Below are 16137 nucleotides of genomic sequence, written 5' to 3'. Positions count from 1 at the left end.
CGTTACGTAAGGCGAAATAATGTGAGCGTGCGGAAAATCAATTTCCACACGCGAAACGCGAATTTTCAATTTGGGGCAGTTTAGCCGAGCGAGGCCAGCGTGTCGTCGCGGAGTGATTCCAGCTCTGCGATGGTCTGTTCAAGCTGGATCTTTTGCTCTGCCAATTCAGCGAGCTGACCATTCGCCATTTCGACCCAGCGGCGCATCTGCGCGTCGGTGCCTTCTTTTTCGTAGATCAACAGCCACTGACGGATGTCTTCGAGCGCAAAACCAAAGCGGCGGCCACGTAGGATCAGCGTCATTCGGGCGATCTCGCGGGCCCCGTAGAACCGTGACCGACCTTCGCGAACAGGGGAGATGAGTTCGATATATTCGTAATAGCGTAGGGTCCGCGGCGTTACATCGAACTTCGCGCACATTTCTTTGAATGTCAGACGTGTATCCGGCATCTATCTCTCCCTTGCGGCTACACTAGGGCGAAAAAAAACGATGGGCAACCGCTCCTGACGCGACGGTAAATCTAAGACCAAGTCTTGCGCGTTTGCTCTGGATCGTGAACCAATGGAGCAACCGAAAGGAATGCTCATGACTGACGCACCGCAAGACCATCAAGAACGCAAGGCTCGGCTTGCCGACCAGTTCATCGCGACCCTGCCACACGCAAAGGCATTGGGGATGCGGATGACAGCTATCGGGGATGGGATGGCGACGATTGAGATGGATTATGACACGCGGTTCATTGGCGACCCCGAAACGGGCGTGATTCACGGTGGTGCGGTGTCCGCACTGATGGACACCTGCGGTGGGGCGGCGGTGATGAGCCATCCGTCCTGTGGGGGTGGGACGGCGACCTTGGATTTGCGGATTGATTACATGCGCCCTGCCACCCCCGGTCAAAAGATCACTGCCACGGCGGAATGCTATCACGTGACCCGCAGCGTGGCCTTTGTGCGCGCGACCGCGACGGATGAGGACACAGCGCGGCCTGTGGCCACGGCGACAGGGGCCTTTACGGTCGACGGCAGTAAGGGGGGCAAATGATGCGCAAACCAGAACCCGTTCAGGTGATCAAACAGCGCCGCGATGCGGCCTTGGAAAAGCTGGTCAGTGGCGTGCCCTACATTCAGTTCCTTGGCATCCAGTTTGACCGTCGTGGCGATGAATTGACCGCAATTCTGCCGTTTGACGACAAACTGATCGGCAACCCGATGTTGCCAGCGATCCATGGTGGCGTGACGGCTGCATTCCTCGAAACCACGGCGCTGATCGAATTGGCGTGGGGGATGATGTGGCAAGAGATGGAAAGCGGCTCTGCCCCAGATTTCCAACTGGGTGATGCGCCGATCCGTTTGCCTAAGACCATTGATTTCACCGTGGATTACTTGCGGTCGGGTCTGCCGCGTGATGCCTATGCACGGGCGACGATCAACAGGTCGGGCCGCCGTTACGCGAGCGTTCATGTCGAAGGCTGGCAGGACAATCGGTCGCGTCTCTTTGCGCAGGCCACAGGGCATTTCCTCATGCCGTCCAGAAATGGCTGACCTGAGCCATCGGCGCATCCTCAAGATCGCCGTTCCTATCGTCCTCGCCAATGTGACGGTCCCTTTGTTGGGGCTGGTCGATACGGGCGTGGTCGGTCAGTTGGGCGCGGCAGAGCCTATCGGCGCCGTGGCTATTGGTGCGATGATCCTCACCTCGATCTACTGGGTGTTCGGGTTTCTGCGGATGGGGACCACGGGCCTCACGAGCCAAGCGATCGGGGCAGGGCACACCGGCGAGGTTTCGGCGCTTCTCTTTCGCGGGCTACTGCTGGGCGGTGGATTTGGGGCGGTCATTATCCTGCTGCAAATGCCCATATTCGCGCTTTCGCTCTACCTCTCGCCGGGAAGTATCGGGGTAGAGGCGCTGGCTCATGATTACATGTCGGTGCGTGTGTGGTCGGCCCCAGCGGCGATTGCGCTCTATGCGGTGAATGGTTGGCTGATCGCGGCAGAGCGGACGCGGGCGGTGCTCCTCCTTCAGATCGTGATGAACGGGGCGAATATCCTGCTCGATGTTCTGTTCGTCTTGGGCCTCGGCTGGGGTGTGGCTGGCGTTGCTGGCGCGACCTTTATCGCGGAATGGCTGGGGTTGGCGCTGGGCCTATGGCTTTGCCGTGATGCACTGCGGACAAAGGTCGGTTGGCCTGCGATCCTCGATCCTGTGCGGCTAAAGAATATGGCGGCGGTGAATACCGATATTCTGATCCGTTCGCTGGGACTGCTCGCGGTTTTCGTGCTGTTCATTTTTTGGGGCGCAGGGTTCGGCGACGTGCCATTGGCGGCTAATCAAGTGCTGTTACAGTTCACCTCCGTCACGGCCTTTGCCTTGGACGGGTTCGCTTTTGCGGCGGAAACGCTGGTGGGCAAGGCCTTTGGGCGGCGCGATCCGACAGAGCTACGTCAGGCCGCGTTGCGCAGTTCAGCGTGGGGGCTGGGGGCGTCGGTCCTGATGGCGGCAGGGTTCTGGTTGGGCGGTGACACGATCATCGACATTTTGACCACCGCACCTGATGTGCGCGAGGAAGCGCGGATTTACCTGCCGTATATGGCGGTTGCACCGATACTTGGCCTGCCTGCGTTCATGTTCGACGGCATTTTCATCGGCGCAACCCGCAGCCGCGACATGCGCAATATGAGTATTCTGTCGCTCGGGTTCTATTTGGTTTCCGCACTAGCGCTAATGCCTGCCTTTGGCAATCACGGGCTCTGGATGGCAATGATGGTCAGCTATTGCGCACGGGGTCTGACGCTTGCGCTCCGCTACCCCGCGCTGGAAAGAGCAGCGCGCTAAAGGATTGCGAGCACGTTTTCAGGCGGACGGCCAAGCGCGGCACGACCATTGGCAAACACGATGGGGCGTTCGATCAGTTTGGGATTGGCAACCATCGCATCGATCAGTTGATCGTCGTAGGCATTAGCGAGGTCGAGTTCCTTAAACAGCGCCTCTTTGCGCCGCACCAATTCACCCGCCGTCATGCCCAATGTGGCGAGGGCCGACCGCAGTTCATCAGCCGTCGGCACATCGTCGAGGTAGAGACGAACCTCTGGCGCGATCCCTTTGTCGGTCAAAAGAGCGAGCGTCTCGCGGCTCTTACTACAGCGGGGATTATGCCAGATGCTGATCATGTCCAGTCGCCCCGTCCAGTGCCGACAGCCTCCGCAACATTGGCAAAGCCGTCGCGGGCCAGCAGTGCGTCCAGACCCCGTGCGATGTCATCCGCGAGGCTGATGCCGCCGTAGACGAGCGCGGTGTAAAGCTGCACAGCAGACGCGCCAGCGCGGATTTTCTGATAGGCTTGTTCAGCGCTGCCAACGCCGCCGACACCGATGATCGGAAGGGTGGTCAGTCCAGACAGACGCGCCAGTAGGCGGGTCGATTTTTCAAAGACAGGTTGCCCCGAGAGGCCACCTTTTTCGTCCTTGTGCGGGCTCCGCAGACCATCGCGCGACAGCGTCGTGTTCGTCGCGATGATCCCCGCAATGCCAGAGGCATTGGCGACTTCGGCCACGTCGTCGAGTTCTTCGTGGGTCAGATCCGGTGCGATCTTGAGGAAGATGGGTAGCGTTTTTGCCAGACCAGCGTTCGTCTCAATCACACCAGCCAAGAGTGCTGCGAGCGCGTCCTTGCCTTGCAAGTCACGCAGCTTTTCGGTGTTCGGGCTGGAGACGTTGACCGTCGCGAAATCGAGATGAGCACCACAGCGGGCCAGAACGCGGGCGAAATCTGCCGCGCGATCTTCGCTGTCCTTGTTGGCGCCGAGGTTGAGGCCAATGATGCCCCCACGCGGACGAGCGGCGAGGCGGGTCGCTGCGGCCTCCATGCCTTCGTTGTTAAAGCCAAAGCGGTTGATCGCGGCCTGATCCTCGGTGAGACGGAAGAGGCGGGGTTTCGGGTTGCCAGGCTGTGGGCGCGGCGTGATCGCGCCGACCTCAACAAAGCCGAACCCGCATTTCGCCAAAGCGTGCAGTGCGGTCGCGTTCTTATCAAACCCAGCGGCCAGACCGACAGGGTTCGGCAGGGACATGCCAGCAACCGAGGTGGCAAGGCGCGGCGTGGTGAACGGGCCAGCCTTGGGGCCGAGGCCGAGGTTAAGCGATTTCAGAGCGAGGCCATGCGCCACTTCGGGGTCGGTGGAGCGCAGGACGCGCATCCCGATTTGTTCAAGCAGGGTCATGCGAGCTCCGGAAACTGATGTGCGCCGTCAACAAGCGGCAGAGGTTTGTCCCACAAAATATCGGTCATCCGCAGGGGGCGGTAGAGATGCGGGAACAACTGACCACCGCGCGAAGGCTCCCAGACCAGCGGATCGAGGCTGTCTGCCTCAAGCGCGAGAAGGACCAGACCGTCCTCGCCAGCGAAGTGCTTCGCGGCGGTTTCTTGGGCCTGTTCAGCGGTGGAAAAATGCACATAGCCGTCGATCACGTCGATCGGCGCACCGAGGGTTTCGCCCTTGGCCTGCAGCTCTGCCCACTCTGGGGCGCGGAAGATTTTGTAGATCAGCATGGCGCGGTGATGCCTTTGTCCCCCGATTTGGTCAAGAGTGCATCAATTTCGGGCAGGCATCTGACACCAGCCTGTTACGTGGCGGGAATAGGTCGAAAGGATGCAGGCAATATTTGACTCAATAGTCAGTTCTGCCCAAGCTGATCGAATATCAACCAGGGGGATCCCAATGATTACACGTATTCTAGCATCGTCTTGTGCTCTTGCGCTGTCTGCCGGCGCAGCAATGGCGGATTATTCGCTGACCATTTTGCACACGAACGATTTCCACGCTCGCTTTGAACCGATCAGCAAATACGATTCGACCTGCTCTGCAGAGGACAACACCGCGGGTGAATGTTTCGGTGGCACTGCGCGTCTGGTGACGGCAGTGGCCGAGGCTCGCGCCCGGTCGAACAACTCTATCCTCGTTGACGGCGGCGACCAGTTCCAAGGCACGCTGTTCTACACCTTCTATAAGGGCGCGATGGCTGCGGAGTTCATGAACCTCTTGGGTTATGACGGTATGACCGTTGGTAACCACGAATTCGATGACGGCCCCGAAGTTCTGCGCGGATTTATGGATAGCGTTGAATTCCCCGTGCTGATGTCGAACGCCGATTTTTCGGGCGAGGCACTGCTGTCGGACAAACTGCTGAAGTCGACCGTGATCGAACGTGGCGGCGAAAAGATCGGCCTGATCGGTTTGACACCGCATGACACGGACGAACTCGCAAGCCCCGGTCCGAACGTGATCTTTACCGATCCTGTGGATGCGGTTCAGGGCGAGGTTGATAAACTGACCGCTGAGGGCGTGAACAAGATCATCGTTCTGTCCCACTCTGGCTATTCAGTGGACCAACGCGTTGCGGCTGAAACCACAGGCGTTGACGTGATCGTTGGTGGTCACTCGAACACCTTGTTGGGTGACATGGACAAAGCCGAAGGCCCGTATCCGACCATGGTGAACAACACCGCGATTGTGTCGGCCTATGCTTACGGCAAGTTCCTTGGCGAATTGAACGTCACCTTTGACGACGACGGCAACCTGACCGAGGCTTCGGGTCAACCGATCCTGATCAACGGCGAAGTTGCAGAAGATGCAGCGGTTGTTGCGCGTATCGGCGAACTGGCGGCTCCGCTCGAAGAAGTGCGCAACCGCGTTGTGGCTGAAACCGCGACCGAAATCGTTGGCGTGCGTGAAGACTGCCGTGCCCGCGAATGCGCGATGGGGTCATTGATTGCTGACGCGATGCTCGAGCGTGTTGCAGATCAGGGCATCCAGATCGCAATCCAAAACGGCGGTGGTATTCGTGCGTCGATCGATGCGGGCCCTGTCACCATGGGCGAAGTGCTGACCGTTCTGCCGTTCCAGAACACGCTTTCGACCTTCCAAGTGTCGGGCGAGACGATGGTTGCAGCTCTCGAAAACGGTGCGAGCCAGTGGGAAGAAGGCGCAGGCCGTTTCCCGCAGGTCGCAGGCATGAGCTTTACCGTTGATCCGTCAAAACCAGCGGGCGAGCGTGTGTCGGACGTGATGGTTGCAGGTGCGCCGATTGATGCGGCTGCGACCTACGGCGTTGTGTCGAACAACTACGTGCGTAACGGTGGCGACGGCTATGGCATGTTTGTCAATGCGGCGAACGTCTATGACTTTGGTCCTGACCTTGCTGACGTGCTGGCGGAATACCTGGCCGCGCAATCGCCGTTCACCCCATACACTGACGGTCGTATCACGGTTGTTGGCGAATAATCCTGGCCTCACTGTCTAAACACTTGGCCCCTGCCGGATGCGGCGGGGGCTTTTCGTTTGCGGGGGAGGGTGGCACACTGCTGGTATGGATCATCCCTTGCTCGACCTGATCAACGCCCGCATCGCCGAAGCGGAAAAAGACGGTGCCTTTGACAACCTCGAAGGCGCGGGGAAACCTTTACCGCCCTGTGATGATCCTGAAAACGCTCTGATCAATCGGGTGATCCGCGAAAATGGCGCTGTGCCAGAGTTCGTTACCTTGGGTCGTGAGTTGCGCAAACTGCGTGAGGAATTGGCCGAAGAGTCGGACCGCACGCGGCGGCATCAATTGCTCAAGGATATGTCGATGCTTGAGGCGCGGATTGATCTGTCGCGCAAGGCTTTCGCCCGCTAATGTGTGGGCGTATGGCGATCACGCTGCCCCATGATGCGATGGCGCAGATGTTCTCTGCGGCCAAGTCCAACACATTGCCAGCGGATGAACCGAACTGGAACGTTTGTCCGACAACCATCATCGCGGCAGTGACCAGCCACGATAACGTGCGGCATTTGCGGCCAATGCGCTGGGGGTTCATTCCGTCGTGGTATGACAAACCGAACGGCGGCCCATTGTTGATCAATGCCCGCGCCGAGACCATTGCGGAAAAGCCCGCCTTTCGTGAGGCTTGCCGCCAAAGGCGCTGCCTCATCGCCGCGGATGGGTTTTACGAATGGCACCGTGATGGCGATACGCCGCTGCCCTATTGGGTGACGCGAACCGATGGTGCGCCGATGGTGTTTGGCGGGATCTGGCAGACGTGGGGCGATCAGGCGACCTGCGCGATTGTCACCACCGATGCCAATGCGGATATGGCGCCGATCCACCACCGTTTGCCACTAATCCTGCCGCCTGATGACTGGGCACTATGGCTCGGTGAAGCGGGACATGGGGCAGCAAAATTGATGACACCCGCCAAAGAAGGGGTCCTTTCCCTTCGGCGGGTGTCCAAAGCCGTCAATTCGAATCGTGCGACAGGACCAGAACTGATCGAGCCACTGATCGAAGACGAATGATCAGTTGTTGCCGCTGGACGTGGTGGTGTCCGGTGCTTCTTCGATCGGGGGTTCATCAAAGCTGAAAGCGCCGTGCTGTTCTTCTTCGGCAAGCGACGATGTGAATTCGAGCACAGTGTCTGCGTTCACTTGAATGAGGAAGGTTTCACCTTTTTCCAGCGAAGGGCTGGTCCATTGAACGATTTGGCTGTCCTCAAACGGGATCGCGCTGATCACGCGGGCGTTGTCAGCTTGGTTATTGAATTGAACAATTTCGCCTGGATCAACGTAAGTGGTAAGCGGGAAGAACCCGAAATCGGTGATAACCACAGTTTGATAGGTTTGTTCACTATCGGCATTGAGCATCGTAGCCGTCGAGAGAACCGCCACAGACGCGAGCATAGCAATTCGAAGCATCATCGCCTCCATAAATGAAATACGCTCCCATTCGGAGCATCACGTATACGATTAGGTAGGTAATTCGGCAGAAATAAGGCGCGAAAAAGGCTGAAAACTGCGTCTTGAACTTCCCCTAAAGGCTGGACTATATGGTCCTGCACGCGGGTGTTGTGTAATGGTAAGACCTCAGCCTTCCAAGCTGATGACACGGGTTCGATTCCCGTCACCCGCTCCAAGAATCCCACTAAGTTGCTGAAATATATCGTGTTTCCACAAAATGGGAGCGCAAGTTTTGTCACACATTCAGCACACTTTTTCCCGAGGTAACAATTTCTACTACAACAGGCGGGTGCCAGAACCACTTAAAAGTGCATACGGTTCAGTGATAAGACTGAATCTTGGTTCAGATGAAAGACAAGCTAGAGCGTTAGCCGTACGGATGACGGATATTCTTGATGCGAGTTTTAGAACTGGTGTGGTCGTAGACTTTCAAAGGCTCATAAGACCAATCAAACCTCGAACCTTCACTTTGTCTGAGATTGCTAAAGAATACGTTCACCTCAAAGATATTGATGAACTATCACCTCGTTTAGCAGTTCAACTTTTGTCGTCCGTGTCTGGCGATATATGTGTAGAAGGCTACACACGAGATGATGCACGGGCGTTCGTACAAGCATTAGAGGATAGGGGCGTATCCACGTCAACAATACGACGACGAATAAATAGTATCTCGGCAATTCTTAACTATGCGTATGCCGAACTAGACGTGGATAAGCGCAATCCTTTCACGAGGGTGGTTATTAGAGGTGAAGGGAAGGATCGGAAGAAGAGAGGGACTTTCTCGATTGATCAACTCGGTGAGGGATATGTTGAAGCACTATGCTCTAACAGCCATGTCCGTGTCCTCTTCCCAATCCTAGGCGAAACTGGGTGTCGTATTGGAGAGGTGGTTGGCCTTAGGGTCGAAGATGTCGATCTGGAAAAGAACATTATCCATATCCGCCCACACCCACACAGACGGCTGAAGACGACAGGTAGTGAACGGAGCCTTCCGTTGGTGGGCTATGCTGAAAGGGCCATGAGAGAGGCTCTACGAGGCTCTGATGGGCGATATGTTTTCCCTCAGTATTTCAAGCCTGATGGTTTTGTGTCTACTCACGCCAGCAATGCCCTGAATAAGTGGATTAAAGGTAGATTTAATGGTCTTACTGCTCATTGCCTTCGTCACACCATGAGGGATCGACTTCGAGCAGTAGAAGCGCCATTGGAGATGATTGATCAGATTGGGGGGTGGTCCTCAATCAATACAATGGGATCAAAGTACGGGCAAGGCTACGACGTTGAACAGTTGCGTAAATGGTTGTCAAAAGTGGCTCTCTCGTAAATGTAGAATGGACATACTGATGCTTAAATCAATTTATAAAGTAAATAATCGAAGCACTTATCTAATTAAATAAACAGGTGCAGCTCCAAAGACTTCTGACGGTGTTTTATTATTGCCGTAATAATTTCTAATGAATCCCGATATTTCTTCATTTGGATTATGCCATGCATATACTGACAGGTAGGTTGAGGCTTCTTTGAAATATAAGCTCGGCTGAGATATACTTCCCCATCTATCACCAGAATCTGGGCAAGATATTGCATATATTTGATTTGTTTCGGATGGATTTTTAATGCCGTTAGCAACAAACACTACTGCATTATGTATACTGCGTCCATCTACGCTAAAGTCATAAAGGTCTTGATTTGAATTTTTCTTAACCAATGCTGCAATCATTACAAGATACCCTAGGGCGTCTGCATTGTATTTTAAACCCATCCCTCCACGCTGACTGTCGATTGGAAAGCTCCCATCGGGCCTCATATCGTTGATTGCAGTCTTATAAACATTGATTGCGCTTTGAATTGCTTGATGGTCAGAGGTCATATATCCCCATACAAGCGTGATATATGCAGCCATGTATGCCTTATTATCTTGGCGGTGCCTCCAGCTACTTTTTGCTACGTCTCGGACCAAGGGGTTTAGCCACTGCCCGATCAGGACTCTTTCGTTCGGGGTTAAATCGGGGCCAATAATTGATGCTGAAACTAATATGGAGCTAATAAGAGACATTATTTGCCAATCAACTGGTTTAGTGCCCCAAGATACGTGGATGCCTTTTGACAATGCATCTTGGCTGGCCCAGTCTAATAGAACCTGCTTGACCTGCTCTCGTGATTGTATATTTGTTTCTCTAAGCATTAGTTGATTGGCGTTCGTAAACCACTGCCTTGCATAATCAACAGCCCCCAAGCGTTCTCCATATGCCTCAACTAAATCCACGATAATTATCGGATTAGGGTTTCGACCAGAAATCTTAGCGGAGCCTGCAAGAGCTTCCTCTCGAAAGAAAGGATTATGCCAAGGTGAATTTTCAAATGAGATCGAGCTTTTGGTCTCAATGGAAAAACCTTGGCCTGCTCCGTAAACGGTATGATCCATGCAGGTTTCTGCAGTCCGATAAGCAGACCATAGTCGTTCCGTGTCTGTTTTCGATAAGACCGTCCGAGGTTGACTGACAACGTCATATTGCAAGTTTTGTTGCTTCGGTGATTGGCGTGTGTCATCTACACATCCGCTGATAGTTAGCGAGGCTATCATAGTTAGGCACAGGTTTCTACGCATCACCATTTTGCGCTCCAATATTTTTGACTGAAAATTCAATTTTAACGGGTAGCATAACTTCAACGCTAGAAAAAAGCGTAATGCGTCATTTCATTCAGTTCAATCAATTTTAAATAAGAAACCAAATGAGTAAATTATTTAGCCCTGAGTCTAGCCCTTGTTTTGCCTCGAAGGCTTATCAGCAGAGAAAGTCTTTTTGTCCGAAACTATTTTCTTGTCTCGGATGTAGAGGGGGAAACCAGCGCAGACGGATTCATCCTCTATTTTTTGGAGGGTCCCAAGGCATCCTGAGGCCCGATGAAGGTGCATCTCGAACCAAATCAACTACGTGCACTACAAAACTTTATGGCCCCCTAAGAGCCTCTCTGTGGCCCTGAGGTTAAAGCATCCTGTAGACTGACGACCGTGCAATGTTGAGTTCACGGGCAATCGCTGTCGGGGACATGCCTTCAGCCTTCATCGCCTTCACACGTTCTGCATCAATACTCTGAGGGCGACCCTTGTAGACACCAAGCTGCTTGGCCTTAAGGATGCCTTCCATCTGTCGTTCTTTACGTAGGTTCGTCTCGAACTCAGCAAATACCCCCAACATCTGAAGGAAGGCTTTCCCTGCTGCACTGGAAGTGTCTACGGGTTGTTCCGTGGCCTTCAGTGAAGCACCCTTTTCCTCAAGTTCTTTAACGATAGACGACAAGTCCAAGATGCTACGGGCAAGCCTATCGAGGCGGGTAACGACCAGAACGTCACCTTCACGAATAAACTGCAACAGAGTGTCGAGTTCCGTGCGACCATCTCGACTTGTTCCAGATACCTTTTCCTCCCTGACCACATCACAACCAGCAGCCATGAGGGCCTCTCTTTGGATTGTCAGGTCTTGGAGTTGCGAACTCACACGTGCGTAGCCGTACTGTGCCATGATGAAACTGTCCTATATGGGTCTTAGACACTCACATCATACTGTCTTATAAAACGATTCGCTACCCTAATCGGACACTATATCTGTCCTATTGTCGTGTCCTCGATGAGTATACCCAAGCGGGACAGGTTATATGTGTAAGCCTCATCCATATCAGCGATCAGCAAGAAAGAGAGAAGCGACATCATTTAGGATTAGTGAAGTGCCTAACATCCCGCCAGTGGAAAATGATCAAGCAGGACGAACAGTAACTTCGTCTAATGCGGTAATCTGCTTCGTTGTCCTGATGCGACAGATCAGCATTTGACAAGCATAAGCAATCCACCCCAGTCTCTTGATCAGGCTTCAATATATTTTGACTGTTTGATCAATTATTGCGCTGGGCATGAACATGCAAAACGAAGATGAAAAGCGACCAATCCGACTGTTCCAAGATGCCATTCAACGTCGTAGGGAGCAAAATGGCGACTTAGACCATTTGTCTGATTGGCAGGTTCATTCGGCACATATTACAGCAGGCGCAATAGGCTCTCTGGCATCTGGCGATGAGACAGGGCCACTGTATGTGCCTATGCCGACGGGGTCAGGCAAAACGACAGGTGCTATTTGGGGGATCGTTGATGTCGTACATAAATACCCTGAACAACGTATCTGCTTTCTGACGCCCTACACTGAATCGGTTGATAACGTCTTTGCACAGTTAGCGAGACAAATAGGGGAGGATGTCGTTGGGCACTTCCATCACATTTCCTTCACAGACAAAGCCGAAGAACTTAAGAAACAGGTCGTCGTCCTGACCCACCAATTTGTCACCAGCAACCCAGAGAAGTTGGATGATCGTGACCTGTTCATTGTAGATGAGGCTATCTATGCCACAGGAGAGGCGACCCTTAAGCTAGAGCACATTCTGCAAGCACGGAGTTGGGCGACACGTAACAATATCTCTGCTGAAGCATTTAATGAGCTTGCAGATTATGCATCTGATCTTGACCGAAACCTGAGACAATCGGCAGCAAAGTACCTTGCACCCACCTCGATCGACGACAAGTCTTGGGTTGAGGAAATTGCCAATCAGCTTGATTTGAAGAGGTACAGTCAGACCATAGATGATATGGAGTGTATGAGGGCTGTACAGCTGTTTTGCGAGGCTTTGCTTGTCGGGTTGGTATTCCTGACCAAGGGCGCAATTGATGCCAAGAGATACGACCCAGTGTTCTCTGCGGCTCTGCTCGGTATCCCACGCCTCGATAAGACAGTCATTCTCAGTGCCACGGGGGGCATGGTCTACGACATTGCTGGTCCGTTTACCCAAAGCCAAGGCGTCAAGCATTATTGGACGCCGCCGAGCTATCAAAACTTAAAGCTTGTGCGCCTAACGGCCCCTTCATTTGACGGGCAGTACAGAATATGGGGGCGTCACAAGAACGAGGTAACAACCTATGTTGATTGGGTGCTATCAGAAATCCCAGAAACAACAGTTTACCTTACTGTCCCCAAGCAAGTCCTTGAGACCTGTCTTCGAGAATACCTCGGCATCTCGCAAAAAGGGGAAATTGCAAACCTCCCGATCACGACAACCAAACATGGCAAGACGGTACAGGTATCAACCCACGCAAGGTCTGTCGGCTCTAATCAGTTTAAGGATTGCGAAGCGGTCGTTTATCTCTGGGAAGACTACAAACCGCAGCAGGTCTCGGTGCAACGGTTCCATACTTTGGCTAATGAACCAGTTACCGACGAGGCTTTAGCTGAAGCAAATCGTGGTAAACTCGCAGGGAACTACCAACGCATCAGGGATGCTCAGATTATCGACACGATGATGCAGCAAATTGGTCGTGGAAGAGTTCGTGCAATTGACGACAATGCGATAGCCGACTCTATGACAGCTTATGTCCTTTGTTCTGCCAACTACTTTGAACGTCTTGCTGCCCAATACCGTGATTGTAAGACAGGTCTACTAGAATACCCCAACATCGACGCCGACAAACCCACTGGTCGCATTCCTCAGATCATCAACTACTTGAGGGAACGACACCCTAAAGAAGACGTTCCGTTCACCGAGGTAGAACAGGCAGTAGGCTTCAAACTCAGGGGCTATCGACATATCCTCGAGAACGACTGGGACCTGGTGATGCTTGGGTATCAATTTGTAGCAGGTGAACGTGGTAGAGGTCGAACAGGACACTTCAAGCGGCTTGGTAAATAGCCTGACGGCTCTATCGATAGCCCTTTAACTCTACCAGTTAACGACACCAAAAATGTATAAATATACAAGAAGTACCCTATTGGTAATCTGTACATTTTACGGAATCTAAACTGATTAGTATATTATAATTCTTGTCGTTTTATCATGATGAAGTGAGAGGCTTGTGATCAAGCCGCTTAGGTATTTTGAAGCGATAGGATGATACGACCAGACATACTTGTTGGTGTCGTTGAACGAAAAGAGGCGACCCGAAGGCCGCCCCTAGGTTTAAACTCGCAAAAGACGCTAATCAGAACCGCAGATCAGCACTCAGAGCCATCGAATGGCGAGTAACACCTCCGATATTGTCCAGCCCTAGTTCTAGCTCAAGGGTACCATTGCCATCGTCTGTTGTGCCTAGGATGCCCAGACCAACGCCAGTACCACAATTGCGAGAGGCTATGCTGCCAAGCTCTGTGTACTCACACATGGCTTTAGGTGTCACCGTAGCAACCAGAAGACTGTTTGCCAGTGTCTGGCCGTCCATGGCTACACGGTACTTAGGTGCAACGGACACATCTGCATATGATACGGCACCGCCATCCATTGAGAGTGTGCTATCCGTGAGGCCATAGGCCGTACCCGTAAAGCCAATCGTTCCTAGATCAGACTGGGCAGCATTGATGGAAAGTGTTGGCCAGAGTTCTGAACTCTCATCAATCATTGATACGCCTGTAAGCGTCAGTCCCCCCAGAACCGTGGTGCTGTGATAAATGCTTTCTAGGTCCAACATGCCATTTGATAGCATTAAGTCATGCTCGTTTTGCTTCAGTGTCAGGTGACCATCTAGGTATAGCTGATCCTGAAGTTCTGAGACAAAGTACCCGCCGATTGAAGCTCCAAAGGATGTTTGGTCACCCGAGAATGTACCGTTCAAGTCAGACTGAACGTATTCGGCACCAACGAACCATCCTAACATTGCCGTGTCTGATGTTAGGTATTCCCAAGCGATACGGCCCGACAAAGCAGCAGTGGTATTCCCACCTTCATCCCTTTGAAGATTGAAATCTCCAGATGTGATGCGTCTGTAGGTTCCGTCGAAGTCACCAAACTGCCCAAAGAAGCTGCCATCAATATTCGCTGAACTCGTAGATACCGATGTAGACCCTTCAATATCGAACGGGACATTATTCCGACTTGAGAGCACGGATGTTTCGTCCATGCGCCTAGAAGCAATAAACCTATCACGAGTAGAGAACATGAAATCAGTCGTTTCCTGAATACTATTGCGCAAGTTTTGAAGCGCTACGGCTTGAACCTGCGACACTACTTCATCTTTGACTGCATCAAATGCAGATTGAGGAGAAGGCGTTGTCACTTGAACTGCAATGCTGGCTGTTCCATCCCCAGCAGCATTCACTGCACGGAGCTTAATGGAGTAGCTGGTGCCATTGGTCAGACCTGTAATCACAATAGGGCTGCTTGTGGTGGAAGCACTCACCCACGACCCACCATCAAGTTGGTAGTCGTAGTCTGTAATCGCTGACCCACCGTTGTCAGTCGGAGCAGAGAAAGTTACAGAAACTTGGTTGTTACCACCCGTCGCAACTACTGATGAAGGTGCTGTCGGGGTAGTGATATAATTAAATTGCACAGTATCAAATGCGTTGGCGTTAAGCCCTACATTCGGGTTGGTGACCTTTAAGGAAACCACTCCTTGCGCCCCTGATGGGCTTGTGGCGGTCACTGTTGTACCGCTGGCAGTGACATTAGTGGCTGCAACGTTATCAAAACTCACACTAACACAGCCAAGTGAAGTGCCTGAAATCGTTACAACGGTACCGCCTGAGATCAAGCCATATGCAGGATTAACAGATGTGATGGTAGGTGGGTTGTTCCCATTGCAAGAAGCGAATGCGGCCTGTGATGCCACTATTGCTATAATGGAAAAACATAAAACCGATAAAATCTTCAAGCTATCTCTCCGCAAAGTATGACATCTTCCATGTCGATGGTTCTTCTTAGTGAAGTCACTCAGGAAGGCTGGTTACATCTTCCACGGCAACAGTAAGATTTTCGATTAAGCACCGATTTTCTTTGCCACCTTCTTCGTTCGTGTAGCGATGTATTCGAACTCTTTGTCGTTAGGCTTTTCGCAGCGCCGCTGTGTCAGTAGCACATACCCACCTTCGTAAAGGTACAATGTCTCACGTTTCAATGGTGTAGATTCACCCTGTCTTTTCCTCATGTAGACCATTCTCTCACCAACATCTGCTTGCATCACATATTGGGCAAACTCAGGTGGGGACATCTTGGTAAGGTCAACAAGGGGCTTCTGGGGCATTAGGCTACCAAATCAACTTTAGAAATGCATTGTAAAGAATGTCGCCCGATATACCTTCAGTGTAAACAAAATCTGAAGCTGTACAGGTTACGACACACTATTTCGAACGCCAGTAGCGGAAGATATTGATAACTGTATTGGGAATTGCTTCAGCTGCATCGTCGAGAACTTGATCTAGTTCTTCTTGGGGGATTTCTAGCGGGGAAGAGCCACTCTCATCCAAGATATGAACAAGGATTGGCATGATAAGGTGACCGTGTGTTCCGCTTTCGGTCAGTCGTAACCACGCTTCATGTCTTAACGACACTGCTTGCAT

General features: G+C 52.5%; 18 protein-coding genes and 1 tRNA gene. 10 read left to right on the top strand and 9 right to left on the bottom strand.

Annotated features, from left to right (window positions below; genetic code table 11):
- Positions 1-80 precede the first annotated feature (80 nt).
- The gene (locus tag AC1QQ2_RS11525; protein WP_105235490.1) at positions 81-449 is read right to left on the bottom strand and encodes a MerR family transcriptional regulator; all 369 of its coding nucleotides are present in this window, start codon (positions 447-449) and stop codon (positions 81-83) included.
- Between the two features lie 136 nt (positions 450-585).
- On the opposite strand from AC1QQ2_RS11525, the gene AC1QQ2_RS11520 reads away from it, so the two are divergent.
- The 3 genes from AC1QQ2_RS11520 to AC1QQ2_RS11510 are packed head-to-tail and all read left to right on the top strand — an operon-like array spanning position 586 to position 2832.
- A complete protein-coding gene (locus AC1QQ2_RS11520) occupies positions 586-1041 on the top strand; it encodes a PaaI family thioesterase (RefSeq protein ID WP_479713238.1) in 456 nt (151 codons plus the stop codon).
- A complete protein-coding gene (locus tag AC1QQ2_RS11515; RefSeq protein WP_479713237.1) occupies positions 1038-1541 on the top strand; it encodes a PaaI family thioesterase in 504 nt (167 codons plus the stop codon). Before AC1QQ2_RS11520 ends, AC1QQ2_RS11515 begins: the two co-directional genes overlap by 4 nt.
- On the top strand, positions 1534-2832 hold the full coding sequence (locus tag AC1QQ2_RS11510) for an MATE family efflux transporter (RefSeq protein WP_479713236.1): 1299 nt from the start codon (positions 1534-1536) through the stop codon (positions 2830-2832). Before AC1QQ2_RS11515 ends, AC1QQ2_RS11510 begins: the two co-directional genes overlap by 8 nt.
- Here the strand turns inward: AC1QQ2_RS11510 and arsC are convergent.
- From arsC to AC1QQ2_RS11495, 3 genes are read right to left on the bottom strand one after another with little or no spacing between them, the layout of a single operon-like run.
- Positions 2829-3167, bottom strand: coding sequence for an arsenate reductase (glutaredoxin) (gene arsC / locus AC1QQ2_RS11505; protein ID WP_479713235.1), 339 nt, complete (start codon positions 3165-3167; stop codon positions 2829-2831). The two genes, AC1QQ2_RS11510 and arsC, sit on opposite strands and share 4 nt — an antisense overlap.
- On the bottom strand, positions 3164-4216 hold the full coding sequence (locus tag AC1QQ2_RS11500; protein WP_479713234.1) for a quinone-dependent dihydroorotate dehydrogenase: 1053 nt from the start codon (positions 4214-4216) through the stop codon (positions 3164-3166). Before AC1QQ2_RS11500 ends, arsC begins: the two co-directional genes overlap by 4 nt.
- Positions 4213-4545 (bottom strand): DUF952 domain-containing protein, encoded by a 333-nt coding sequence (locus AC1QQ2_RS11495; protein ID WP_105235484.1) that lies wholly within the window; start codon positions 4543-4545, stop codon positions 4213-4215. Before AC1QQ2_RS11495 ends, AC1QQ2_RS11500 begins: the two co-directional genes overlap by 4 nt.
- Positions 4546-4714: 169 nt before the next feature.
- On the opposite strand from AC1QQ2_RS11495, the gene AC1QQ2_RS11490 reads away from it, so the two are divergent.
- From AC1QQ2_RS11490 to AC1QQ2_RS11480, 3 genes are all read left to right on the top strand, one after another.
- Positions 4715-6277, top strand: a complete 1563-nt coding sequence (locus AC1QQ2_RS11490) for a bifunctional metallophosphatase/5'-nucleotidase (RefSeq protein ID WP_479713233.1) — start codon at positions 4715-4717, stop codon at positions 6275-6277.
- Between the two features lie 85 nt (positions 6278-6362).
- Positions 6363-6671: a DnaJ family domain-containing protein gene (locus AC1QQ2_RS11485; protein ID WP_105235482.1), complete on the top strand. Its 309-nt coding sequence runs from the start codon at positions 6363-6365 to the stop codon at positions 6669-6671.
- Positions 6672-6682: 11 nt separating this feature from the next.
- Positions 6683-7330 (top strand): SOS response-associated peptidase, encoded by a 648-nt coding sequence (locus tag AC1QQ2_RS11480; protein ID WP_479713232.1) that lies wholly within the window; start codon positions 6683-6685, stop codon positions 7328-7330.
- Here the strand turns inward: AC1QQ2_RS11480 and AC1QQ2_RS11475 are convergent, their stop codons facing one another.
- Entirely contained in the window at positions 7331-7726 is a 396-nt protein-coding gene (locus tag AC1QQ2_RS11475) for a hypothetical protein (RefSeq protein WP_158664535.1), read from the bottom strand.
- A 143-nt stretch (positions 7727-7869) separates the two neighbouring features.
- Between AC1QQ2_RS11475 and AC1QQ2_RS11470 the strand changes: the two genes are divergently transcribed.
- Positions 7870-7943, top strand: a tRNA-Gly gene (locus AC1QQ2_RS11470).
- A gap of 42 nt (positions 7944-7985) precedes the next feature.
- Positions 7986-9092, top strand: coding sequence for a tyrosine-type recombinase/integrase (locus AC1QQ2_RS11465; RefSeq protein ID WP_479713231.1), 1107 nt, complete (start codon positions 7986-7988; stop codon positions 9090-9092).
- Positions 9093-9149: 57 nt separating this feature from the next.
- Here AC1QQ2_RS11465 and AC1QQ2_RS11460 read toward each other — a convergent pair whose 3' ends face one another.
- Entirely contained in the window at positions 9150-10193 is a 1044-nt protein-coding gene (locus AC1QQ2_RS11460; RefSeq protein WP_479713230.1) for an alginate lyase family protein, read from the bottom strand.
- 562 nt (positions 10194-10755) lie between these two features.
- Positions 10756-11292, bottom strand: a complete 537-nt coding sequence (locus tag AC1QQ2_RS11455; RefSeq protein WP_249944841.1) for a recombinase family protein — start codon at positions 11290-11292, stop codon at positions 10756-10758.
- 391 nt (positions 11293-11683) lie between these two features.
- On the opposite strand from AC1QQ2_RS11455, the gene AC1QQ2_RS11450 reads away from it, so the two are divergent.
- Positions 11684-13498, top strand: coding sequence for a DEAD/DEAH box helicase (locus tag AC1QQ2_RS11450; protein WP_479713229.1), 1815 nt, complete (start codon positions 11684-11686; stop codon positions 13496-13498).
- A gap of 289 nt (positions 13499-13787) precedes the next feature.
- Here AC1QQ2_RS11450 and AC1QQ2_RS11445 read toward each other — a convergent pair whose 3' ends face one another.
- Entirely contained in the window at positions 13788-15332 is a 1545-nt protein-coding gene (locus AC1QQ2_RS11445; RefSeq protein ID WP_479713256.1) for a fibronectin type III domain-containing protein, read from the bottom strand.
- Here AC1QQ2_RS11445 and AC1QQ2_RS11440 point away from each other — a divergent pair.
- Positions 15250-15474: a hypothetical protein gene (locus AC1QQ2_RS11440; RefSeq protein ID WP_479713258.1), complete on the top strand. Its 225-nt coding sequence runs from the start codon at positions 15250-15252 to the stop codon at positions 15472-15474. The two genes, AC1QQ2_RS11445 and AC1QQ2_RS11440, sit on opposite strands and share 83 nt — an antisense overlap.
- A gap of 444 nt (positions 15475-15918) precedes the next feature.
- On the opposite strand, the gene AC1QQ2_RS11435 is transcribed toward AC1QQ2_RS11440, so the two are convergent.
- Positions 15919-16137: hypothetical protein (locus tag AC1QQ2_RS11435; RefSeq protein WP_479713228.1), on the bottom strand; the 219-nt coding region annotated here is incomplete at its 5' end.

It is taken from the genome of Aestuarium sp. (assembly GCF_023253315.1).
GTDB classification, from domain to species: Bacteria; Pseudomonadota; Alphaproteobacteria; order Rhodobacterales; family Rhodobacteraceae; genus Marivivens; species Marivivens donghaensis.
This window is presented reverse-complemented; position numbering and strand designations above follow the sequence as displayed.